This window comes from Labrys okinawensis (assembly GCF_002982075.1).
Classification (GTDB): Bacteria; Pseudomonadota; Alphaproteobacteria; order Rhizobiales; family Labraceae; genus Labrys; species Labrys okinawensis_A.
Map to the genome: position 1 here is coordinate 37,679 of NZ_PUEJ01000005.1, position 22,100 is coordinate 59,778.

Annotated in this window: 21 protein-coding genes and 1 tRNA gene; 12 read left to right on the forward strand and 10 right to left on the reverse strand. The window is 63.9% G+C overall.

All coding sequences use genetic code 11. The features are described 5' to 3' along the window. Positions 1-2 precede the first annotated feature (2 nt). Both C5L14_RS13840 and C5L14_RS13845 read left to right on the forward strand, forming a co-directional pair. Complete coding sequence (locus tag C5L14_RS13840) at positions 3-677, forward strand: Crp/Fnr family transcriptional regulator (RefSeq protein ID WP_181161166.1); 675 nt, start codon at positions 3-5, stop codon at positions 675-677. Positions 678-779: 102 nt separating this feature from the next. Beyond that, positions 780-1,211 (forward strand): hypothetical protein, encoded by a 432-nt coding sequence (locus C5L14_RS13845; protein ID WP_105862656.1) that lies wholly within the window; start codon positions 780-782, stop codon positions 1,209-1,211. A 13-nt stretch (positions 1,212-1,224) separates the two neighbouring features. Here the strand turns inward: C5L14_RS13845 and lipB are convergent, their stop codons facing one another. Further along, positions 1,225-1,968 (reverse strand): lipoyl(octanoyl) transferase LipB, encoded by a 744-nt coding sequence (lipB, locus tag C5L14_RS13850; RefSeq protein ID WP_181161167.1) that lies wholly within the window; start codon positions 1,966-1,968, stop codon positions 1,225-1,227. Positions 1,969-2,149: 181 nt separating this feature from the next. Here lipB and C5L14_RS13855 point away from each other — a divergent pair. Beyond that, positions 2,150-2,234: transfer RNA gene (locus tag C5L14_RS13855), tRNA-Leu, on the forward strand. A gap of 62 nt (positions 2,235-2,296) precedes the next feature. Here C5L14_RS13855 and C5L14_RS13860 read toward each other — a convergent pair. Beyond that, positions 2,297-3,133 (reverse strand): polysaccharide deacetylase family protein, encoded by an 837-nt coding sequence (locus tag C5L14_RS13860; protein ID WP_245443387.1) that lies wholly within the window; start codon positions 3,131-3,133, stop codon positions 2,297-2,299. 300 nt (positions 3,134-3,433) lie between these two features. Here C5L14_RS13860 and C5L14_RS13865 point away from each other — a divergent pair, with 300 nt between their 5' ends. Next, positions 3,434-4,189, forward strand: coding sequence for a glycoside hydrolase family 25 protein (locus C5L14_RS13865; protein ID WP_245443388.1), 756 nt, complete (start codon positions 3,434-3,436; stop codon positions 4,187-4,189). A 37-nt stretch (positions 4,190-4,226) separates the two neighbouring features. On the opposite strand, the gene C5L14_RS13870 is transcribed toward C5L14_RS13865, so the two are convergent. Next, positions 4,227-4,490 (reverse strand): DUF3253 domain-containing protein, encoded by a 264-nt coding sequence (locus tag C5L14_RS13870; protein WP_105862658.1) that lies wholly within the window; start codon positions 4,488-4,490, stop codon positions 4,227-4,229. A 245-nt stretch (positions 4,491-4,735) separates the two neighbouring features. On the opposite strand from C5L14_RS13870, the gene C5L14_RS30360 reads away from it, so the two are divergent. The 4 genes from C5L14_RS30360 (at position 4,736) to C5L14_RS13890 (ending at position 6,937) form a co-directional block, all read left to right on the forward strand. After that, positions 4,736-4,888, forward strand: a complete 153-nt coding sequence (locus C5L14_RS30360) for a hypothetical protein (RefSeq protein WP_181161168.1) — start codon at positions 4,736-4,738, stop codon at positions 4,886-4,888. Between the two features lie 383 nt (positions 4,889-5,271). After that, complete coding sequence (locus tag C5L14_RS13880; protein ID WP_105862660.1) at positions 5,272-5,946, forward strand: glutathione S-transferase family protein; 675 nt, start codon at positions 5,272-5,274, stop codon at positions 5,944-5,946. Next, a complete protein-coding gene (locus C5L14_RS13885) occupies positions 5,946-6,365 on the forward strand; it encodes a DUF1489 family protein (protein ID WP_105862661.1) in 420 nt (139 codons plus the stop codon). Before C5L14_RS13880 ends, C5L14_RS13885 begins: the two co-directional genes overlap by 1 nt. Positions 6,366-6,577: 212 nt before the next feature. Continuing rightward, positions 6,578-6,937: a hypothetical protein gene (locus C5L14_RS13890; protein WP_105862662.1), complete on the forward strand. Its 360-nt coding sequence runs from the start codon at positions 6,578-6,580 to the stop codon at positions 6,935-6,937. Positions 6,938-6,941: 4 nt separating this feature from the next. Here C5L14_RS13890 and C5L14_RS13895 read toward each other — a convergent pair whose 3' ends face one another. Continuing rightward, positions 6,942-7,517 carry a PAS domain-containing protein gene (locus tag C5L14_RS13895; protein WP_181161169.1) on the reverse strand — a complete coding sequence of 192 codons (576 nt, stop codon included), beginning with the start codon at positions 7,515-7,517 and terminating at the stop codon, positions 6,942-6,944. A 322-nt stretch (positions 7,518-7,839) separates the two neighbouring features. On the opposite strand from C5L14_RS13895, the gene C5L14_RS13900 reads away from it, so the two are divergent. Continuing rightward, complete coding sequence (locus C5L14_RS13900) at positions 7,840-8,589, forward strand: rhomboid family intramembrane serine protease (RefSeq protein WP_146126908.1); 750 nt, start codon at positions 7,840-7,842, stop codon at positions 8,587-8,589. A gap of 106 nt (positions 8,590-8,695) precedes the next feature. Here C5L14_RS13900 and folP read toward each other — a convergent pair whose 3' ends face one another. The 6 genes from folP to C5L14_RS30365 form a co-directional block, all read right to left on the reverse strand. After that, a complete protein-coding gene (gene folP / locus C5L14_RS13905) occupies positions 8,696-9,991 on the reverse strand; it encodes a dihydropteroate synthase (RefSeq protein WP_105862665.1) in 1,296 nt (431 codons plus the stop codon). 10 nt (positions 9,992-10,001) lie between these two features. Beyond that, positions 10,002-10,913, reverse strand: a complete 912-nt coding sequence (locus C5L14_RS13910; protein ID WP_105862666.1) for an aminotransferase class IV — start codon at positions 10,911-10,913, stop codon at positions 10,002-10,004. Beyond that, positions 10,910-11,476, reverse strand: coding sequence for an anthranilate synthase component II (locus C5L14_RS13915; protein WP_105862667.1), 567 nt, complete (start codon positions 11,474-11,476; stop codon positions 10,910-10,912). Before C5L14_RS13915 ends, C5L14_RS13910 begins: the two co-directional genes overlap by 4 nt. Then, a complete protein-coding gene (gene pabB / locus C5L14_RS13920) occupies positions 11,473-12,843 on the reverse strand; it encodes an aminodeoxychorismate synthase component I (protein ID WP_105862668.1) in 1,371 nt (456 codons plus the stop codon). The genes C5L14_RS13915 and pabB overlap by 4 nt, the downstream gene beginning before the upstream one ends. A gap of 340 nt (positions 12,844-13,183) precedes the next feature. Continuing rightward, positions 13,184-14,350: a benzoate/H(+) symporter BenE family transporter gene (locus C5L14_RS13925; RefSeq protein WP_105862669.1), complete on the reverse strand. Its 1,167-nt coding sequence runs from the start codon at positions 14,348-14,350 to the stop codon at positions 13,184-13,186. Positions 14,351-14,538: 188 nt separating this feature from the next. Continuing rightward, positions 14,539-15,897, reverse strand: coding sequence for a hypothetical protein (locus C5L14_RS30365; protein WP_181161170.1), 1,359 nt, complete (start codon positions 15,895-15,897; stop codon positions 14,539-14,541). Positions 15,898-16,284: 387 nt separating this feature from the next. Between C5L14_RS30365 and cckA the strand changes: the two genes are divergently transcribed. The 3 genes from cckA (at position 16,285) to C5L14_RS13945 (ending at position 22,100) form a co-directional block, all read left to right on the forward strand. Beyond that, positions 16,285-18,843 (forward strand): cell cycle histidine kinase CckA, encoded by a 2,559-nt coding sequence (cckA, locus tag C5L14_RS13935; RefSeq protein WP_105862670.1) that lies wholly within the window; start codon positions 16,285-16,287, stop codon positions 18,841-18,843. 285 nt (positions 18,844-19,128) lie between these two features. Then, entirely contained in the window at positions 19,129-20,043 is a 915-nt protein-coding gene (locus C5L14_RS13940) for an alpha/beta hydrolase (protein ID WP_105862671.1), read from the forward strand. Between the two features lie 215 nt (positions 20,044-20,258). Further along, a complete protein-coding gene (locus tag C5L14_RS13945; RefSeq protein ID WP_146126909.1) occupies positions 20,259-22,100 on the forward strand; it encodes a hypothetical protein in 1,842 nt (613 codons plus the stop codon).

Below are 22,100 nucleotides of genomic sequence, written 5' to 3' on the forward strand. Positions count from 1 at the left end.
GTTTGAGCGTCTGGGACCAGTTCTTCAGCTGGGGCGCGCTCCCCGGCCACATCGCCTATGCCATCATCGCTGTCTCCTACCTCCTGACCAACATCTTCTGGCTGCGGCTGGCGGCGGTGGTGGGCATTGCCCTGGAGGTCCTCTATTTCCTGTTTAGCGGCTCCGCGGTTTGGCCATCGATCGCCTGGGACAGTGCCTTCATCCTGATCAATCTGGTGCAACTCGGCATTCTCCTGCGCGACCGGTTCAGCCTGAAGCTCTCGGCCGACGAAAAGGCTTTCATCAAGCCGATCGTCGGAGACCTCGATAAGGCTCAGATCGCCCAGCTCCTGCGAACGGCCGAATGGCGCACGTTGGAGCCTGGCTCGGTGGTGACCACCGAGGCCGATCCGGTGCATGAACTCACTTTCATCTGCGAAGGCCAGACGGAAGTGCGCGTGCGCGACCAGCTCGTCGCCCATGTCGGCGCCGGGGCTTTCGTCGGAGACGTGTCCTTCGCTACGGGCGTGCCGGCGACCGCCACCGTGATCACGGAAAATGCCGTGCGCGTCCTGGCCTTCGATCAGGCCAAGCTCAAGGCGCTCTGCAAGCGGGACGAGCAGATCGCGCATGCTCTCTATCGCCGAATCGGCGGCGGCCTGGCCGACAAGATGCGGGTGGCGACGGGCCGCCTGTAAGGAGGCGAGGGACCATGAACCGGAATCTGAACCTCGAAACGCTGCGTTAACCCGCGGATGTTAAAAGCATATCCAGCTTGGGTTCAGTGCGTTGTCAGGACAATGCTGTCAGTCGTCATCCTGCGTTTGCTGCTTTCACCGTCCGGTGCGATCGATCGCGTTGCCTTCACCGCCGGCGTCGTGCTGCTGGCCGCGCTCGCGGTCGGCGGTCATCATGCCATGCAGGGCTGGAGCGGCCCCTATGGCCTGGGTTCCTTCGCCTTCGTCGCGGCCATCGCCTGGTCGGCCATCTGCCTCTCGCGCAAGCGCCTGCATGATTTCGGCTGGTCCGGCCTGGTGATCCCGGCCTTTCTGAGCCTCTATCTGCTCGCCGTCGCGATTGCGATCTTCTTTCTCGACCGGGGGGCTCTTGCTTCCTGGCAGCAGGCCCTGGCGACATTCGGTCTGTTCAGCGGCCCGATGGTCGGCTGGCTGATCGCATTGGCGATCATTCCCGGCAACGGGCTCGCTTCCAGCGCGAAAACCAGCTGGTAGGCGTAAAATCCTCTCAGGCCAGGGCCTTGCCGGCGTTTTCGGATTCGATTTCTTGCCTCGGCGGGCACGTCGGCCCGAAGATAGGTTCGAAGCTCTGGCGCAAGGCGAGATCGACATCATCCAGCGTCACCGGCAAGCCGAGATCGACCAGGCTGGTCACGCCATGGTCGCGGACCCCGCACGGCACGATGCCGGAGAAATGGTCGAGCTCGGGTTCCACATTGATGGCGATGCCGTGGAAGGAGACCCATCGCTTGAGACGGATGCCGATGGCGGCGATCTTGTCTTCGGCAGTTTCGCCGCGCTCGGGGCGCCTCACCCAGACACCGACCCGATCCTCGCGGCGCTCGCCCCGGACGTGAAAGGCCCAGAGCGTATCGATCAGCCAAGCCTCCAGCGCCGTCACCAGCCGCCTTACGTCCTGGCGGCGGCGCTTGAGATCGAGCATGACATAGGCCACCCGCTGGCCGGGGCCGTGATAGGTGTATTGCCCGCCGCGCCCGGTCTGGTGCACCGGGAAGCGATCCGAGGCGACCAGATCCTCCTGTCGAGCCGAGGTGCCAGCGGTATAGAGGGGCGGATGTTCGAGCAGCCAGACGCACTCGCCGGCCGTTCCGTCGGCGATCGCCGTTGCCCTGGCCTCCATGGCCGCAATGGTTTCCTCATAGGGACTGAGGCCCGCAATCACCTGCCATTCCACCGGCGGAGAATCGCCGTCAGGCAGGAAACTGTGGTCCATGGTGTTGCGGCTGGTCACTGGATCGGTTCCAATCGGGGGAAGAGCCCTTCATATCGGCGGATATCGGCGCTTCGACAAGGCCTTGCATGCTAAGTGCAGGAAAAGCGTGAATTGCCCTTGCTGCCCTGTGATCGATCTGTTAGACGATGCCCCGCTTCACACGGCAGCGCGTTCTGCGAGCCGGCCTTGTGCAGCAACCGCGGTCATGGCGGAATTGGTAGACGCGCTACCTTGAGGTGGTAGTTGGGAGACCAGTGGAGGTTCGAGTCCTCTTGACCGCACCATATTAGAGCAAAGCTCCAAAAGGGCGATCCAGCGATGGATCGCCCTTTTGTTTGCCCTGGACCTAGTGCGGCGGCGCGCGCCTTGGCTGGCCGGCAGGCTTGCCCTGATTGGCAAGTATGCGTTCGGTCTGGGAGAACCAGCCGGCAGGCGCAGGCTTGGTTTCGAGCTCGCCGGGACCCGGCACGATATGCACGATTCGAAAGCCACGCCTTTTTAGTTCCTGGAGAAACTGGGGCAGCATCGCCACGGTGCGCGGTTGGATGTCGTGCAGGAGCACGATGCCGCCCTTGTTCTTCTCGAGCCGCCCGAGCACCAGCTCGAGTTCTTCCTGCGGTGTTTCCGGCTCCCAATCGCTTGCCCACAAATCGGCGCCGAACGCCACGACGTCGAGCGAGGCGAGCCATTGGTTGAGGGCAGGGGAGTCGGCAAAGCCGGGAAAGCGGAAGAAGGGCTGGTGCGGGCGTTCCCGCGCGACGCCCCATACCGCCTTGTCGACGGCATGATAGCCGTTCTCGATATCGGCGCGGGCCCGCTCGAAGGGCAGGCGCCGCAGGACGGGATGGGTCATTGAATGATAGGCGACGGTATGTCCCTCTTTCGCGACCCGAGCGGCTAGAGCCGGGGTAGAAGCGGCGTTGCGGCCGATCATGAAGAAGGTGGCCTTGACGCATTGGTTCGAAAGAGCGTCGAGGATCTTCTCCGTACGCCCCGGCATCGGCCCATCGTCGAAGGTCAGCACCACCTCTCCCGGGGCCAGTCGCAAGGTCTGGGGATAGGTCTTGAGGCCCACCGCGCCGCCGCCGACGGTGCCGACGGGCAGCGTGCGCGACACGCCCAGCGCCTCCGGTGGGCAGCCTGCGAGGCTGGAAGCAGGCAGGGCGCAAGCAAGGGCGGCCAAGCAGAACGTCCCGGCAAGACGCAGGGATGGGCCTAGCCGGGAAGTTCCGCAAATATTCGATGCCTTGCAGGCCCCCCGCGATCGCGCCCGTGGCTCAATCACGAGAAGTTTGCTTAGGGCCGAGACTTTCATGATAGGATTTGACCGGTAATAGGGGATGATTCGCCTGATAAGCGTGTTTGCGAGCCGAGTCTTCAAAGATTTTTGTCGACAGTGAGAAGCGGTTAAGCTTCTCTCTCTACCCTGTGTTTCCAGTCGTTGAAGTGCCGGGCGTAACGGCCATTCATAATGGGTATCACAATGCGATCGCTGTCGCGCTTCATGCAACGCGGATTGATTGCAGCGGGCGTGCTGTTGCTCAGCGCCTGCTCGACCGTCCAGCAGGCCTATCCCGAGGCGAGCAGATTTCCTGTTCACGGCATCGACGTCTCGAAATATCAGGGCGTCATCGATTGGAACGCCGCAGCCCGGGGAGGCGTGCGCTTCGCCTATCTGAAGGCGACCGAAGGCGGTGATCGCCTCGACGACAAATTCAAGGCCAATTGGGAAGGAGCCCGCGCCGCGGGCATACCCACCGGCGCCTATCATTTCTATTATTTCTGCCGGCCGGTGGAGGACCAGGTCGCCTGGTTCAAGACTCATGTGCCACCGGCGAGTGACGCTTTGCCGCCGGTTCTCGACATGGAGTGGAACCATCTCTCGCCGACCTGCAAGCTGCGCCCGCCGGCCCAGAAGATCCATGCCGACATGGCGGTCTTCCTGCGGGAGATGGAGCGCTTCTATGGCAAGAAGCCGATCATCTACACCACGGTGGATTTCCACCGCGAGATCCTGACCGGCGAACTGGAGAACTATCCCTTCTGGGTGCGTTCGGTAAAGGGCCATCCTTCCGGGCGCTACGGCAAGCGGTCCTGGGCTTTCTGGCAATACACGGCCACCGGTTCGGTGCCGGGAGTCCAGGGCCAGGTCGACCGTAACGCCTTTGCCGGTTCCGAGCAGCAATGGCAAGACTTCCTGGCCCAGAACATCGCCACCGGCAGTATCGCCGCCAATTGAGGTTCAATGCCGTTGGGAGCGCCGATAATGCTTCGCCTTAGTCGATCCGTACCGGTCCGAGCCGGTAGACGCCCTTGAAATCGTCGGGATCGGCTGGCGCGCCCTTGCGATAGATCACCAGCCGGCCTTCCTTGGCCAGGCGCACCACGATACGGCGCAGTGGCTGCATCAGGGGCCCCCATTGATCGGCGGCCTTGCCGCCGACCTCCTGCGCGATGTCCGCCGGAGCCAGGGTCTTGCCCACCGGCAGGGTTGCGATCAGGCGGAGGGCCGTCTGTTCGAGTGCGTCCTTGTCTACCATTGAACTCACGATCTGGATGGGAGAGCTGTGTTGGGCGCTTCTTGGCAAACGCACTATTCGTTTCTCGATCGATTCTCCGCGTTGGTGGCCGATGTCTGAAGAGAGTACCGGCCACCGCGAAGCAATCGTCTAGCAGAGGAATTTGCCGGGTGCGCAACCGCCACTTGGTGCGGGTTTGCTGGGGGATGGTGCAGCGGGAGCCGGTGAAGGGCTTTCGATGCGGGGGGCGCTTGGAGCAGCCGGTGATGGCGGTTCGACCCGAGGTGCCGGTGCCGACCATCCCGGGCGGGACAGGCCAGGAGAAGCACCGACATCAGAAGTCGTCGGGCGTGGAAACACCCTTCCTCCAGATCCCGGTGTCGCGCCAGGCTCCAAGCCCGATCCCGGTGTTCCACTAGGCGGCGTGCCGGGAGTGCCGGGGAAAAAGCGACCGGGGCCGGGGTCTGGTCTGCCGGGGCGCGGCCGGCCATGGCGGCGATAGCGTCGATCATCACCATAATAGCCGCCGCCATAATAGCCGGGGTCACTGTAATAAGGCCGATCGGAACCACCATCACCAGGTACAGCGCAGCTTGCCAGGGGGAGGGTGAGCAGACCGGCAAGCAAGAGCATTTTCTTCATGGGCACGACTCTCAGATGCATTGCAGTTCGTGGGTGGGACAATGAAGGCGCTCCCGCCAGCTTGCAACTGGATGTTTGGCACCAGGGTCGTTAAACCGCGTTGTCATAGGGCATGTTGACGAAAGCAAATCTCCGTTTGCACCTCCAAGCTGGAGGCGGCATGGTGCGGCCCGTGCTGGAGTACGCCCCCTTGAAACTGATCATCGGCAACAAGAACTATTCTTCCTGGTCCATGCGCCCTTGGCTGGCGGCGAAGTCGGCCGGCATCCGTTTCGAGGAGCAGATCATCTGGCTGCGTCATCCCGAGACCTCCGCGATGATCAAGGCGACTTCGGCAGCCGGCAAGGTGCCCATTCTCATCCATGGCGACATCATGGTGCACGAATCCATCGCCATCCTCGAATATCTGGCCGAGATCGCTCCGAATCTCTGGCCTGAGGATCGCGAGAGCCGGGCTCATGCCCGCGCCATCAGCGCGGAGATCCATGCCGGTTTCCTGCCGCTGCGCCGCAACTGCCCGATGAACATCAAGCGCCAGCCCAAAGCGATTGCGCTCGACGACGAAACGCGGGCCAGCGTGGAAAGAGTGGTGGATCTCATCATCGATTGCCGCACGCGTTTCGGCAGCGGCGGCGATTTCCTGTTCGGTGCGGATTTCAACAATGCCGATGCAATGTGGGCACCGGTAGTGAATCGGCTTCACGCCTATGACATCAAGGTCCCGGCTGCGGTACGCCGCTATATGGAGGCAGTGATGACGACGCCGATGTGGCGTGAGTGGGAGGCGGCCGCCCTCGAGGAAACCGAAACGATCGTCGACATCGATTCAGTGTGATGAGCCTCAACCTGATCAAGCTGTGTGTCGGCGCCGAATCGATCGCCGACCTGGAAGAATGGATCGCCCTGCGCTTGCGCCTGGCAGGCGAACAGATCCATACCACCCGCATGATGCCGAAGAATCGCGAGGCGATCCTTGGCGGCGGCTCCCTCTATTGGGTGATCAAGGGCATCGTGTCCTGCCGGCAGCGCATTACGGATTTGCGGGCGCGCCGTGACGAGGACGGCATCTCGCGCTGCGATATCGTGCTCGATCCGGTGGTCGTCGCGGTCGATCCCCGTCCGCGCGGCCCGTTCCAGGGCTGGCGCTACCTCAGCGCGGCCGATGCCCCGCCCGATCTTGCCACCGCCGGTTCGGCCGATGCCGACCTGCCGATAGAGCTGCAGCGCGAGTTGCGCACCATCGGCCTCGTCTGAGCCTGGAAGCCGTTATGGCCCGCGAATAGCTTCGCGACAGCTGCAAGGCGTGTTCACGCTATAGTCACACTCCATGCGTCATTATGGCACGCAATCGCCGCTTACCTGAACGTTATTCGTTATCAAGCGTTAACCATGACGTGTGCAGGATGGCACTTCGAAGTTTCACCGCTCTGGCATCATGGCCGTAAGTTGAGTGGATGGAGGAAGCCATGTTGATCGCAAGTACAGAAGGGCAGGGCTGGTGCTACGAAGTCATCGCGCAGTCTGACGGCTTTCTCGTCCAGGCTCGCGATCTCGATACCGGCGAAGTTTCCCTGAACGAAATCACCCTGTTCCGCACCTCGCCGGTCGCTTTGGCGTATGCCGATATGGCAGCCGCAGCGGATCGCTTCGCGGCGTCCCGGCTCGAAGAAGTCGAGGACTGGCAGACCCTCGCCGACGATTACCATCACGAACTGGATCGTTTCACCGCCATTCGCGATCGCCTGTCCGATGATGGGGTTGGTGGCGCCTTGCTTCGCTGCAGCCGGGCGGGTTCGTTGCGCGATCAGGCCTATCGGCTGCATTGACCGGTCAGGCGCTGGCCTTGCCGCCCTCGACCAGGGTGAGATGGCCATAACGGCGGGTGCCGGTGGGCAGAGCCGCACGGCGCTGGATACGCGACGTCGCCGGGATTTCCTCCACCGAGACGATGTCGAAACGCGAAATGGGATGCAGGCCGATCCAATAGGGGGCCTCGCCTGGTGTGAGGCTGCCCAGGATACGCGAATTGGCCTTGCCGCGATGATGGAGCGGCAGAAGCAACAGTTCCAAATCGAGACAATGACCTTGCAGCGTGCTGCCGTTCAGCGCGACCACCCGCGCCGTCAGGTCCGACGATACCGCCGTCAGCAGGTCCGCTAGGCCGGTTCGATCGCTCCAGCGATCCAGCAGGGAAGCTCCGCGCAGTTCCTGGCCCAGCAGGGCGCACATGCGGGTTCCGGCCAGCCGGAAAGGAAAGCTGCGATTCCTATCGATCTCCACAATGAAGGTATCGCCGAGCACGCGTCGGATGGCGGCTGGATCGATGTCGATGCGTTCGGGGGCCGGCCTCTGGCCGCGCAACTGATCCCAATAGCCGTAGAGGTCGCGTGTCGCCGTATTCTTCATTGGTCTGCCACCCCCGGAGCAAAGCGCGTTCATGGCTGATCGCTTTTTGCTCTAACTCTCTGTTTCCGAGCCAAACCGAAGGATGGTCTCGGGCGTCCTGCGATTTTTCGAGTCATGCGCGCGACCCGAACGCGCTCCCGTCCGTCTCAGGCCGGCGAGAAGGCGACGATAGCACCGGCGAGGGAGCTGACGGCAGAGGGCAGGATGGTTACCGACTGGAAACGAATTATTAATGTTAACAAAAGGTTAACGGCGCCGAATCGATGTTAAGAATGGCGGGGTGGCTGGCCATGGTTTGCTTCCTGCTTCAGGAGATACTTCTTTGTCATTGAAATCGCGCGGCAATATCGAACCGCCAGCGGCCTTCAACGTCCCGGCGGTCGTCCTGCTGCTCACCGGCCTCATCGTCATTGTTCACATTGCGCGGGCGGTAATGCCCGTGAGCTGGAGCGCCTGGCTGGTCGGTGTTTTCGCTTTTACGCCGCTGCGCTACGATCCGTCATTCGCGGAGAGCATTGCCTGGCCTGGCGGGCATATTGCCGACATTGTCGGATTCCTGACCTGTTTCTTTCTCCAGTCCGATCCGGGCACTCTGATGATCAACGGAGCGGCATTGTTGATCCTGGGGGCCGCCGTGGCCTGGCGCTTCGGCACCTGGCGTTTTCTGGTCTTCACCGCTCTATGCATCGTTGCAGGCTCGTTTACCTGCCTGTTGTTCTACTGGGGCAGCGCAGCCGCCATGGTCGGGGCGGGCGGTGGTTTGTCCGGCCTGTTCGCAGCTTCGATCCATTTTCTCTTTAAGGGCGGGTCGGCGATGGCGGCGTTTCGGGTCGCCGGCGGCGCGGCCTTTCGCAAGCCGGCCTGGACCTTGCGCGACGCCCTGGCGGACCAGAATGTGCGCATCTGGCTCGCTGTCTTCGCCTTCATCACGGCGTGGAACGCCGTGAGCCCGCTGATCCTTACCACGTCACAGGTGGTGCCCGGCTGGCCGGCCAATATAGGCGGCTTTCTGGCAGGCCTGGTTCTCTTTCGCTTTTTCGACCGGCAGCCGCGGCTGCGCCGGGTCGTCTGAACTTAGAGAAAAATGACCTTTCTCCGAATGGTCTTTTGCTCTAACTCCTTGTTTGACGGTTTTCTCAATCGAAAAGTCGATCGGCTTTTCTGGAAAAAACGTCAAATCAGCTCATCGCCTGCCCCTCGACGGCGCTCCACACCGCCAGGGCCTGCCGCGTCTGCGCAACGTCATGAACGCGCACTGCGTCGGCGCCGCGCTGGGCGGCGGAAAGAGCGGCGGAAACCGATCCGGCGACGCGTTCCGAGGCCGGGCCATGGCGATCGACGCCGCGGATGAAGATCTTGCGCGAGGCTCCGATCAGCACGGGAAAACCGAGCGCGCGCAATTGCGGCGTGGCGTCGAGCAAAGCGAGGTTGTGTTCCATGGTCTTGCCGAAGCCGATGCCGGGGTCGAGCCACAGGCGCGAGGCGGCGATGCCGTCCTTGATGGCGCGTTCGCATTTGAAGCTGAGCTCGGCGCAGACATCCTTCACCACATCGGCATAAACAGGGTTGACCTGCATGCTCTGCGGATCGCCCTGCATATGCATCAGCACCACGGGGACATCATGATCGGCGACGGCCCTGCGGCTGGCCGGATCATCCAGGGCGGTGACATCGTTGATCATGGTGGCGCCGGCCGCGAGTGCGCGCGCCATGATCTCGGCGTGGCGGGTATCGATTGAGATCAGGCGATAGCGCCGTTTGGCCTCCTCGGCGAGGGCCTCGATCACCGGGCCGACGCGCTGCCATTCGGTTTCGATGTCGACGGGAGTGGCGCCCGGACGCGTCGACTCGCCACCGATGTCGAGAATGTCGGCCCCTTCCTCCATCAGCTGGCGGGCATGGGCGATGGCCGTCTCGGCGTTGTCATAACGCCCGCCATCGGAGAAGGAATCGGGCGTGACGTTGACGATGCCCATCAGCAGCGGCACCGTCCTGAGGGCCCGTACATGGGCGCGGTCGCTGCGTGCCAGCATCAGGCTGACGGTTTCGCCATTGACGGGATGACGCCAGCCCGGTGCGATATCGGCGAGGGGCGCGAGCACGAAGGCCCGTTCATGCATGCGGGGATGCGGCACCACCAGGTCTGGCGTGTCGATGATTTCGCTGCCGTAGCCGATCAGATCGAGATCCAGCGTGCGTGCGGCATTGCGTTCGCTGCGCTCGCGTCCGAACTGCAATTCGACGTCGAGCAGGACGGAGAGAATCTGATGCGGCGTAAGGGCACTCTCGACGGCGATGACCTGGTTCGCATACCAGGGCTGGTCCGAGCGCGGCACCGGCTCGGTCAGGAACAGGCGTGAACGCGCCGAAATCGTCAATCCGCGGGCGGCCAGGGCAGAGACGGCCCGGCGGAGGGTTTCCCGGGGAGCTCCTTCGGAGGACGGAAGATTGGCACCGAGGGCGACGTAGATCATGGAAACACGCTCACTGGATGGGAAGGGCTACCTCCAGGCGCGCGCCGGTGTCGTGTTCGATGCGGGCCAGGAGGGCGTTGAAGAGGCGGTTGATGGACGAGGCTGCCCGGGGTGACGGGGCCATGCTCCGCTTGCCCAGGGCCGAAACCGGGCGGATCAGGCGTACGGAATTGGTGAGGAACAAGGCTTGGGCCCGCTCCATCAGGGCTGGTGTCAGGCTGGCCTCGGCGGTCTCGAAGCCGAGGACTTCCGCTTCCTCCAGCACAAGGGCCCGCATGACGCCGTCGAGGCAGCCATCGGCGCAGGGAGGGGTGACGAACCGGCCATCGATGATGGCGAAGAGGTTGGCGATGGTGGATGAGACGGCGTTGCCCTCCAGGTTGCGGATCAGGGCATCGTCGGCACCGGCCTCGGCGGCCCGGCGGGCGGCCAGGATGTTCTCGAGATAGTTGAGGGACTTCAGGCGGGCGAGCGGCGAGAACTGGTTGCGCGGCAACTCGGCTTCGGCGAGGTGTGCGGGCTGGCCGACGAGGCCGGTGCTCCAGGGCTGGGCCGTCACCAGGATGGTGGGCGGATTACTCGGCGATTGACTGCCTGGCGGCGGCCACAGGCCCCGGGCAGCCTGTCCCCGCGTCACCGTAGTGCGCAGGATGGCATGGCGTTCGCCCAAATCGTTCAGCACACCGCCAAGCGCCTCCTCGAGCCGGGCAGGATCGACGTCGATGCCGATGGCTGCGGCATGGCGCACGAGGCGGGCACGGTGGCGCTCTTGTGCGAAGGGGCGTCCCTTGAAGCAGCTCATGGTGTCGAAAACGCCGTCGCCGAGCTGGAAACCGCGGTCGAGGGCACTGACCAAGGGAGAGTCGACCTGGGGGATGCCGGCGGTGTCACCCGCCAGGAGACGATGAAGAAAGAAGCTCACTGCACGCGATCCAGGAACGCGCGGATGATCTGATGTCCCTGTGGGGTCAGGATCGACTCGGGATGGAATTGCACGCCGAAGGTGGGGTGCAGGCGATGGGTAAGCGCCATGATCTCGCCCTCGTCGCTGCGCGCGGTGACCTCGAGCGGGCCATCCTCGTCGATTTCGACGATCAGCGAATGATAGCGCGCCGCCTCGAAGGGTTGCGGGAGCCCGGCGAACAGGCCGCCGCCCTGATGCTCGATGCGCGAGGCACGGCCGTGCATGGGCGTACGGGCATGGGCGGTGCGCCCGCCGAAGACCTCGCCGATGCATTGGTGGCCGAGGCAGATGCCGAGAATGGGCAGCTTGCCGGAAAAGAGCTTGATCAGGTCGAGCGAAGCCCCGGCATCGCGCGGCGCCTTCGGCCCCGGCGAGAACACCAGGGCCTTCGCGCCGAGATGGAGGACATCATCGGCATTCACGGCATCGTTGCGGACGACACGGGTTTTCGCGCCGGCCTCCTCGAAATAGCGGGAGACGTTGAAGACAAAGGAATCGTAATTGTCGACGATCAGGATCATGCCGCTTCCTCCGCGCGGGCGGGATCCTCGAAGGCCGCGATCAGCCGCTCGGCCTTGGCCAGGGTCTCGTCATATTCGGCGAACGGATCGGAGAGCAGCGTGATGCCGCCTCCGGCCCGGACCGAAAGGTCCTTGCCGTCATAGCTGAGGGTGCGGATGGCGATGTTGAGATCGGCCGCGCCGTCGAAGCCGATCCAGCCGATGGCACCGCAATAGGCGCCGCGCGGCTCGCGCTCGAGTTCGCCGATGATCTCCATGGCGCGGATCTTCGGCGCTCCGGTGATCGAGCCACCCGGGAAGGTGGCCGCGATCAGGTCGGTAACGTCGAGCCCCGCCTTCAGGCGGCCCGTCACCGCCGAGGTCAGGTGGTGCACCGAGGCATAGGTTTCGATGCCGCACAGCAGGGGAACCTCGACGCTGCCGGCCTCGCACACGCGCGACAAATCATTGCGCAGGAGGTCGACGATCATGATGTTCTCGGCCCGGTCCTTCTCGCTGCGGGCGAGCGACTGGGCGATGGCGATGTCCATGGCGGCATGGGCGCAGCGGCGCTTGGTGCCCTTGATCGGCCTGGCCTCGACCCTGCCGCCGTCCTGGCCGGCATCCAGACGCAGAAAGCGCTCGGGAGAGGTGGAGGCAATGAAACGTTCCCCATCGACCAGCAGGGCGGCAAACGGCGCCGGATTGGACCGCCGCAGGGCAAGATAGGTCGCCAGCGGGTCTGCGCCGTGCTGGGGCGTGGCGCTGAAGCGATGGGAGAGATTGGCCTGGAAGATATCACCGTCGCGGATATAGGCAACCACGCGTGCGACCTCCGCTTCGTACTCGCTCCGGCTGCGGCTGTCGCGCCAAGTCAATGCGCTCGGCGCCGACGCCTGGCGGGGCTTGGCTTCGAGCCCCTCGACGAGCCGTTCGGCGCAAGCCTGGTCAGGCGCAATGACGAAGGCACGCTTCTCGATGGTGTCGAAGGCGAGGAGGCGGTCGTAGAAGGGCAGGTCGATCTGCGGGCTGCCGGGCGCGGCGGCAGGAACCGATGATCCGAAGCGCTCGAACAGATGACCCGCTTCATAGGCGAAATTGCCGATCGCACCGCCGGTGAAGGGAGGCGCTCCCGCCATTGCCGGCCGGGCATGCTGCCGCAGCAGATGGCGCAATGCCTCCATGGGTGCGCCGGCGATGGCGGCATCGTTCCAGCGTGCGATGCCGTCGACGACCTGGAATAGGCCGAAGGGCGAGGCAGCCAGATAGGACCAGCGGCCCAGCGTTTCATGCGGCATGGCGCTGTCGAGCAGGGCCAGTCGCGGCTGGCTGGCCATGGCGGCCGCAGCTTCGAGGGGGTCGATCCAGGGTATCTCAACAATGATCATGGCAGCTCAAGCACAATCCTGGTGCGGCACCAAAATGCCGGCCAGCTCGTGTGATGCGGACAGACCGCTTCAATAGCGTTTTGCGATTTGACGGAGTCGCCTCGAATCGCAAAGACGCGTCTAACCAAGGAGCCGGAGCAAACAAGCGTTCAGTCATGAACGCGCTTTGCTCTGGGTTCGGCGATTGGAGCGTCGGGCGGCTTCCCTGTCAGCCGGCCGGAACTCATCACGCTGAGGCTTGCATCCGGGATGGGCCCAAGCGTCCCGCATCTCTCAGCCCTGTGGAGATACGTGGAACATCGCATGTCTATGTAGCGCTTTTTTTTGCCTTTGTCGTGCCTCAGTTTGCGTCGGAATAAAGCATGTGCACGACAAGGCCTGCACAAAGGCCCCAGAAGGCGGCGCCGATACCGTGAAAACTGAAGCCGGATGCCGTCACCAGGAAGGTTGCGAGCGCCGGCAGGCGCTGGCTTTCCTCCCGCACGGCGCCAAGCAGGGATGCCCCGAAAGGGCCTACCAGGGCCAGTCCCGCCGCCGCTTCGATCAGGATCGGCGAAGAGGCCGTGACCAGGCCGGTGGCAATCGCCGACAGCATCGAGAAGATCGCCGCGTAGGACAGCCCGGCCACCACCGCGGCGGTATAGCGCCGTTCGGGCTGGGCGTGGGCGTCCGGGCCGGCGCAGAGGGCGGCGGTGATCGCGGCGAGGTTGACGGTGGGAGCGCCCAGCAGGGAAGAGAACGCCGACACGCCTCCGGTCGCGAGGAAGGCCGGCCGTGTCGGCACCTGATAGCCATAGGTCGCCAGCACGGTCAGGCCCGGAATATTCTGGGAGGCCATGGTGACGATGAAAAGCGGCAGGCCGATCGAAATCAGCGTTTGCCAATCGAAGCTTGGGGCAACGAATTCAAGCGGCGGCAGAGCCAGGGTCGGCGTGCCTCCCTGGCCGTCGAACGCCATGGCGCCCAAGGCGCCGGCGAGCGCAGCGGGCGCTGCCCACAGGCGATAGAACCGTCCAACCACCAGCCAGGTCAGCACCACGGGTATGGCGAATTGCGGTACCTGTCCGAGGGCGGTCACCGGAGCAAGGCAAAGCTTGAACAGGATGCCGGCCAGCATCGCGCCGGCGATGGGACGGGGGATGCGGGTGATCAGCTTGCCGAGGGGAGACCACAAGCCGGCGACCATGATCAGCGCGCCGGTGACGAGGAAGGCGCCGACAGCGGCGGAATAGCCGCCGGCCGGTGCCGTCAGGCTTGCCAGAAGGGCCATGCCGGGTGTCGACCAGGCGGTCGAGACCGGCATGCGGGTCGCGAGGCTGAGTCCGGCGCCGCATAGACCCATGGTGAGGCACAACACGGCAAGGCCCGACGCGATCTGCCCCGGCGAAGCGCCGACGGCGCTCATGCCGTTGATCACCACTGCTACCGAACTCGTATAGCCGACCACAGCGGTAAGGATGCCCATGCCGGCGGACTGGCCGCTGAGATCTGCAAGGAAGGAACGCATGGCTGGGAAACCAGGATTCTCGGAGGGGCTGGCGGACATGCCGCGAGGGCCGCCTTATTCGGCCCCTGCCACGGAATGTGCAAGCCGCATGTCGGATGAATCGGGCTATCGCCCCGCCGCGTGACGGGCCATAGGCGCCCGGCCAAAAGAAAACGGGCGGAAGATCCGCCCGTCAATGCCTGGTCCCGTCAGGACTTCTTGCTGTCGTCCCGGCTGCGTCCCAGCAGGCTCGCCATTTCCTCCTCGAGGCTGGCGAAGGGATCTTCCTCGGCCGGTGGCGGCGTGGTCGTCGGCGCCGGCGTGGTGGAGGGAGCCGGCGGCGGTGTCGGCGCCGAAGTCGGGGCTGGCGTCGGCGCCGCGGTGGCTGCCGGTGCGGCGGTGGTGCTCGATGCCGGTATCGGCGGTGTGGTGGCCGGCCGTGTCGGCGTCGTCAGTCTCTCGCCGACCCGGAAGGGTTCCGTACGCGTCGGCTCGGCCGGGGTGCGGGGCGCTGGCGTGCCCAGAGAGGGCTCGATGCGGCCCCCGGGAGCCTGCGAAGCCTCACCGCCCGGACGCGTGTCGGCGGAGAAACGAGGTTCGACCCGAAGATCCGGCGCCTGGCGCGGGGCAGGCGTAGGAGCCGGAGTCGCCTCGGGGCGGCGCCATTCCGGCAAGCGCAGATCCGGCAGGCGAATCTCGGGCAGCGTCAGCCGGGTGGTGGTCGGCGCCGGCGGTTCGCGCGTTTCGGGGGCGGGTTCGAGATCGAGCCCTTCTGCGACGTCGAAATCGAGATCGCCCTTGGGCTCGGGAGCTGCCGTGGTCTGCGCAGCAGACATGGTCGGCTTCGGTGCCGGCGTGGTCGCGGGCTGGTCGCCGGCTAGAAGCTCCTCGAAATGCGCGGCGTCGATCGTGGCGCGCGGCTCTTCGGCCGGAGGCACGGCCGGTGCGATCGGGGCAGGGGTCGTCGCGGCTGCGGGGCGGCCGAAATTCGGCAAACGCGAAGTAGCGCGCTGGAAAAAGCCGGGCTCGCGCGGGGGGACGACGCTCGGACGCGTCGCGGGCTGCGTCGACGAGGCCGGAGCTATGGTGGTTGCGGCAGCGGGCGTCCTGGTTGCCGGCGTGGCGGCCGGCGCCGGCGTATCGATCTTGGCTACAGGCGGGGGCTCGACTGGAGCAGGACGGGCGAAATCTTCTTCGACTTGCCGCGGCGGCGCGGAGACGGCGGCCGTACGCTCCTGCACCGGAGGCGGTGTCGCACCGGGCGAAGCCGGGCGCGGAGCCTGGCCGGCGGGACGGGCCCGCAAAATGCTGGATTCGACGACGACGTCGTTAGGACCACCGATCATGATCAGATGTTCGACGTTGTCGCGCCGGACCAGGACGAGCTGGCGGGTACCGACGCCATAGGAATCAACCACGCCGAGCCGCGACTGCTTGCCACCTTTGGCGCTGCCGACCTGAGGACGGTTGATGGCGCGCCAGATGAACATCAAGACGACTCCCACCACCAACAGCAGGCCAGCCAAGGTGAACAACTGCGCGGGCAGCCAAGAGTTCAACGAATCCATCGATACAATTCCTTAGATCTGGTCTGGTGCCGATAGGGGATGGCAGCCTGATGCGACCAGTACTCTTTCCGGGCTGGTTTCTTAGAAGACGGTTAACGTGAAAGAATCAACAGCAAAGTCGCTAAACCAAGGCTCGTCCCTTAGATATGGTCAAAAAAACCGGAGAAATGCCGCAAAAGAGGCGGATTCTTCTTCCCTCTCAGCCCTTTCATCGGGGATGCAGCATGGTCCGGGACGCCTTTCGAAGGGGCTAAACCGCCACAAAGGACCAGGATATTTTTGGTCAACGAGGTTAACACATTTTGAAATGTGAACTGCTAAGCCAAACTGACCATTATGCGGTTCGCCGGAGCGAATCGCCCTTGAAGATGCGCGGTGGGGTTGAACATGGCTGAAGGCGAGGAGGCGGCGGCACGCGGCGCCGCGGTCGATCGCAGCGAACGGCCCAGCGGCATCTTCTGGGTGCTGGCGCTTGCCGCGGTGATCATTCTCATCGCCGTGGGAGTGTCGCTGCTGCCTTATGATTGGGGCAAGGTCGCCAGTTTCGGCATCCTGGCCGTCTTCGCCATCGTCGGCATGATCGCCATGTTTGCCTGGGCGATGGGTATCGCGCATTTCGGCCAGTCTTCGATCGCGCGCAACGATCTCACCAAGCTGATCACCGACGAGTCTCCGGAAGGCATTCTCGTCACCAACAAGGACGGCCGCATCATCTATGCCAACGAAGCCTATCTGGCCCTGACAGGTGCGATGGGCGAACAGGATATCCGCACGGTGGAGCGGGCCTTCACCGGAGATCCTGACGTTTCGGAGGCGACTTACCGCCTGGCCCAGGCCGCGCGGGCCGGCCAGCGCCTCGCCGAGGAATTCCGCATCGCCTCCGCCCCGCCCGCCGGAACCGCTTCCTGGTATCGCGTGCGCGTGCGCCCGATCGAGCGCCCCTCGGGAGCAGGGGAGACGGTGTGGACCGTCGCCGATATCACGCGCGAGCGCGAGCGCCAGGAGAACGTGTTCCAGGAACTGCAGCACGCCATCGACTATCTCGACCATGCGCCCGCCGGTTTCTTCTCCGCCGATCCCTCGGGCGAGATCGTCTATCTCAACGCCACGCTCGCCGGCTGGCTCGACTATGACCTCGCCCAGTTCGGCACTGGCGGCCTGACGCTGGCCGATATCGCGCCGGGCAATGCCGGTGCCCTGGTGGTGACGCAGGCGAGCGAACCGGGCAGCGTGCGCACCGAGATCTTCGACATCGACCTCAGGCGCCGCAACGGCACGATCATGCCCGTGCGCCTGTTCCACAAGATCGCCTTCGCCGCCGATGGCCAGCCGGGTCCCTCGCGCACCCTGGTGATCTATCGCGGGCCGGGCGGCGACGTTTCCGAAGGCCTGCGGGCGGCGGAAGTGCGCTTTGCCCGCTTCTTCAACAATTCGCCCCTGGCGATTGCGACCATTGACGAAAATGCCAGGATCGTCCGCACCAACGCGGCGTTCATGCGGCTGTTCAAGGAGTCCCTCAACGGCGACGCACCGGGCCACTCCCTGCTCGAGGCCGTGGTCGAACGCGACCGCGAAGGGCTGAGCAAGCTGACCCGCCTCGCCATGGCCGGCCGCGGCGACATCGAGCCGGCCGAGGCGTCGCTCGCCGGACAGGGCAGCCGCTCCGCCCGATTCTGGTTCGCACCCGTCGATCGCGGCGAGAACGAGAAGGAAGCGGCGATCGTCTACATGATCGACACCACCGAGCAGCGCACGCTGCAGGAACAGTTCACCCAGAGCCAGAAGATGAATGCGGTCGGCCAGCTCGCCGGCGGCGTCGCGCACGACTTCAACAATGTGCTCGGGGTGATCATGCTGGCGGCCGATTCCCTGCTCGGCAGCCACAAGCCCGGCGATCCCGCCTTCCAGGACATCATGGCGATCAAGAGCAACGCCAACCGCGCAGCCAATCTCGTGCGCCAGTTGCTCGCCTTCTCGCGCCGGCAGACCCTGCGTCCGCAGGTGCTGAACCTGAACGATGCGATGTCGGACCTGTCGATGCTGCTGCGGCGCCTGCTCGGCGAGAAGGTCGCGCTGGAGGTCGTCCATGGCCGCGATCTCTGGCCGGTGAAGGTGGACGTCAACCAGTTCGAACAGGTGGTGATGAACCTCACCGTCAATGCGCGCGACGCCATGCCCGATGGCGGCAAGGTGATCATCCGTACGCGCAACGTGCCGATCTCCGAGGCCAGCGCCCTCGACCGCAGCGAATTGCCGCCGGCCGACTACGTCACCGTCGAGGTCGAGGACAATGGCAGCGGTATTCCGCCAGCCGTGCTCGACAAGATCTTCGAACCCTTCTTCACCACCAAGGATGTCGGCAAGGGCACCGGCCTCGGGCTTTCGACCGTCTACGGCATCGTCAAGCAGACGGGCGGCTCCATCCTCGTTCATTCGGTCGAGGGCAAGGGCACGATCTTCCAGATCTTCCTGCCGCGCCTGGTCGAGCCGGCGAAGGCGGCCAGTGCCGAGGCCGACACCGTGCCGGGCCAGCCCGGTTCGGCACCGGCCAAGAGCAAGGAGATGCCCGATCTCACCGGCCGCGGCCGTATTCTGCTCGTCGAGGACGAGGAGGCCCTGCGCGCGCTCTCCGCCCGCACCTTGGCGGCTCGTGGCTTCGAGGTGATCGAGGCCGGCTCCGGCATCGAGGCCCTGCAGATCATCGACGAGGGGGAGGGCGAGATCGATCTCGTCGTCTCCGACGTGGTGATGCCCGAAATGGACGGACCGACGCTGCTCAAGGAAATGCGCAAGCGCCAGTCGAAGACGCGCATCATCTTCGTCTCCGGCTATGCCGAGGAAGCCTTCGCCAAGAACATGCCGGAGGGCGAGGAGTTCGCCTTCCTGCCCAAGCCCTTCTCGATGAAGCAGCTGGTCGAGGCGGTGAAGTCCAACATGAAGCCATAGGATGGCGGTGGGGGCTCGGTTGTATCCGATTGCCCGACCGTCATCGTGGGGTGGTCGTCGCACGGACACTGAACATGCGATGGCTGTTCAACAATAATTGCTCACGGGATCGCAAGCCGGCTGAGGCTTATGCCAGCAGCCGCGATGTTTGACTCAGGGGTCATTGCGAGCGCAGCGAAGCAATCCAGGAGCCACGGCCACCGCGCCTACGAAGCCTAGATTGCTTCGCTATGCTCGCAGTGACAGGGGGTGCTTGGTTCAGGTATTATCCTATTGATTTTTCGCGTGAATATCCGACTGGTCGCAACCATTGTGGTACTGCTGGGCGTCGTCTGCGGTCCCGCCGGGGCTGCGGGGCCATCCGGATGCGATCTCGGCGGCACGCAGATCCGCTCGATGCCGGATCCCGTTTCGGGGCGGTCCTATGATGTCGAGATCACCCTGCCGTCGGATTATCAGGTAAATCCGGGCAAGCGCTTTGCGGTGCTGTATTATGCCGATGGCGGCCACCTCGCCGCATCGGCCACCTGCCTGTCGAAGGAACCCCGCCGCCAGGAAGCGCTCCGGCTGGTGAAGAGGCTCCATCGCGAGGGCAAACTCGCGGACGAGCCCATCCTTGTCGGCCTTTCCTATGCCAAGGGCGAGGGTTTCGCGGCGAGCCGGGCTCGGGACTACACGCCCGTGGCCGACAAGCCAGGCTATGGCGGGGCCGGGGCCTTTCAGGCCTATCTCGCAAAGACCGTCATTCCCGCCATCGAGAGCTCCTATCGCACCGCGCCCAGGCGGCGCCTGTTCTGGGGACACTCCTATGGCGGGCTTCTGGGCGCCCGCATCCTGCTGACCCAGCCCGGCCTCTTCCAGTCCTATATTCTCGGTAGCCCATCCTTCTGGTTCGCCGATCACGCCATCCTGGCGATGGAAGCCGGTTACGCCAGGACGAACCACGATCTGAAGGCGAACGTCCTGATCTATGTCGGCGGTGACGAGATACGCCGCTACGATCCCGACCGGCGTGGCGACACCCGCGATATGGTCGCCGATGTCCGGACATTCGAGACGCAGCTCAAATCGCGCGGTTTTCCGGGCCTGACGATCCGATCTCTGGTGGTGCCCGGCAAAAACCATCGTAGCACCATTCCGCCCGGCTTTTCCTGGGCCATTACCTCGGTGCTCGGCAACCAGACGGTACAGCCCCGCTAAAGCCCCTTTTGGATTCGGAGGAAGCGAAGAGCCGGCGCATTTTTCTTGGAAGATCGCTGGATGGGAGGCGTAGCGGTGATTGTTTTCAAATCATTCCATCTATGGTTGTAGAGTGGTTAGCGGACGAGAGTCGATATCCAGCTTTTCCTGATAATGGCATGCATTCCGAGACTTGTCTTCCTTGTCCCGAAGGTCCTCAAGCCGGCTGTGAGGCCTTGTCCAGCTATTTCAACGCAGCCCCGACAAGGGCGTTTCTCTCACTGGACGAACTGCGAAAGGCGATGACCCAAACCAATCCCTCGGGTGGTCTGTTTCTGGACTATCTATTGGAGGGAGACTATTTCGCGGGCAAGGCGACGTGGGTCAATCCGTCCGGCCCTGTACGCCAGGCCTATGAAGCCATGGTGGCGGCCAACCCCTTCTTGATCTCCGAAAGTCCCTATCAGCCCGCTTTTGCCCGCAAGGACGTTCGGGTGAGAGGAGAGAACAAGGTTTTCGTCGCACGGCTCGATACAGCCTGTGAAGAGGTGCGGTTGCTTGCCGAAGGGCACCGCAAGGCACGGGAGGCTGGTGCCTGCAGGCCGAGAGCGCTATTTGCCGGAGGTCCTGCTGCCAAGATCGGCGCCCTTCTGAGCGGCTTGCAAAAAACCGCCGCCGATGCCTCGGATGTGGTGTTTGTGCTGGATGGCGCCGAGCAGTCCAATGAAAGCGGTTCAGCGAGTTACGAGCATGTCAATCATGCCAATGCGCTCAATGCTGAGCTCGACAACACCGGGCTCGGCATTCTGGGTACCGCCCTCAGGCGCGCCATCTTCGGTGAGGCGGATGCTTCGGTCGCCCTCGGCATCGACTACAAGAAGGTCGACCTTTGGCCCCGCGGGGTTCGGTTACAGGATGTGCCTGTCTATCTTCACAACGAATGGCACGGCCTGGTGCAGCGCGTTCGCAAATTCCTGGGACGGCCGACGGATCACCTGAAGAGCCGCCTAGCCAGCAAGGTTTCGACGCAGATCCTCACTGAGATCGAGCGACGGATGGCGGTACGACTGCGTCTCGACCAGGACAGTCCTCGTGCTGTCTTCCTCTATCTCTCGCGCAAGAACCATGAGGCTTCGCTGGTCGACAACCGCGAGCTTGTGCAGGATGTCGGTCTGGCGATCCATAAGCTCGATGCGGCCAGCCTGGAAGCCTTCTATGGTCCCGCCATTCTAAATCGCGTGGTGTCGGGCGATCTCTTCCTGGACAATGGTTGCGTTCGCCATGGTTTCGATCGCCTCTGCATGGACGCGATGGAGCGGAACGGCATCGAGTGCCGGCATCGCCAGCGTCTGACCCGGGTTTATTTCGAGGAGGACGGGAACGGCGCGGCACGGGCGGCTGCGGTCACCCTGGAGGACATGAACACAGGGATGCTCTCGCATCTGGCCTTGGACCATCTGTGCCTTTCGCTGGGCCCTACCGCTACATTTCATTATGAAGCGACCGGGCACAGGCTGTCGGCTCTGGCGGAGCGCCTTGGCCTCGGCCTGCCCGTTCCCCATCAAACGATCGCGGCCGGGCTTTCCGCGCAACTCCTGTTCCGGATTACCGATCCCGACAAAGTGCAAAATCTGCCATTTACCGGGATGAAGCAGACCCATTTCGTCGAGATTGGGCGAACCTCCAGTCATCTTGTGATGAAACTGACCTGCGGCGGAATGATCGGGTTGCCGGTCTACAGCCGGAGCTATGCCATCAATGCACTGGCGAGCATCCTCAGCATATTGACGCCGGGATGCGGTCTGACTTTCGAAGACGTGATCTGCGCATGGCCATGCACACGAGGCATCAACGGCCCGAATAACGGCCAGATCGTCCGGCTCGGCTGCAATGCGGTGGCGCGTTTCGGCGAAGGGGGCACGGGCATGTCGAAAATGGGCAGCAACGCCCAGACTATGCTCGATTTAGCCGGCATGAAATGGCCGATTTCACCGGAACTACGGCTGGACCCATCCCTCTACCGGCACACGGTCATCGACCGCCGCAAGCCTGTTGCCAGGCGGCTGGGCCTGCGTTGA

Bases quoted from the DNA above. Each gene is read 5' to 3' on its own strand.
- C5L14_RS13845 (WP_105862656.1), top strand. From the start codon at position 780: ATGCTGTCAGTCGTCATCCTGCGTTTGCTGCTTTCACCGTCCGGTGCG.
- C5L14_RS13865 (WP_245443388.1), top strand. From the start codon at position 3,434: ATGCGATCGCTGTCGCGCTTCATGCAACGCGGATTGATTGCAGCGGGC.
- C5L14_RS13870 (WP_105862658.1), bottom strand. From the start codon at position 4,490: ATGGTAGACAAGGACGCACTCGAACAGACGGCCCTCCGCCTGATCGCA.
- C5L14_RS30360 (WP_181161168.1), top strand. From the start codon at position 4,736: ATGGCGGTTCGACCCGAGGTGCCGGTGCCGACCATCCCGGGCGGGACA.
- C5L14_RS13880 (WP_105862660.1), top strand. From the start codon at position 5,272: ATGGTGCGGCCCGTGCTGGAGTACGCCCCCTTGAAACTGATCATCGGC.
- C5L14_RS13885 (WP_105862661.1), top strand. From the start codon at position 5,946: ATGAGCCTCAACCTGATCAAGCTGTGTGTCGGCGCCGAATCGATCGCC.
- C5L14_RS13890 (WP_105862662.1), top strand. From the start codon at position 6,578: ATGTTGATCGCAAGTACAGAAGGGCAGGGCTGGTGCTACGAAGTCATC.
- C5L14_RS13895 (WP_181161169.1), bottom strand. From the start codon at position 7,517: ATGAAGAATACGGCGACACGCGACCTCTACGGCTATTGGGATCAGTTG.
- folP (WP_105862665.1), bottom strand. From the start codon at position 9,991: ATGATCTACGTCGCCCTCGGTGCCAATCTTCCGTCCTCCGAAGGAGCT.
- C5L14_RS13915 (WP_105862667.1), bottom strand. From the start codon at position 11,476: ATGATCCTGATCGTCGACAATTACGATTCCTTTGTCTTCAACGTCTCC.
- pabB (WP_105862668.1), bottom strand. From the start codon at position 12,843: ATGATCATTGTTGAGATACCCTGGATCGACCCCCTCGAAGCTGCGGCC.
- C5L14_RS13925 (WP_105862669.1), bottom strand. From the start codon at position 14,350: ATGCGTTCCTTCCTTGCAGATCTCAGCGGCCAGTCCGCCGGCATGGGC.
- C5L14_RS30365 (WP_181161170.1), bottom strand. From the start codon at position 15,897: ATGGATTCGTTGAACTCTTGGCTGCCCGCGCAGTTGTTCACCTTGGCT.
- cckA (WP_105862670.1), top strand. From the start codon at position 16,285: ATGGCTGAAGGCGAGGAGGCGGCGGCACGCGGCGCCGCGGTCGATCGC.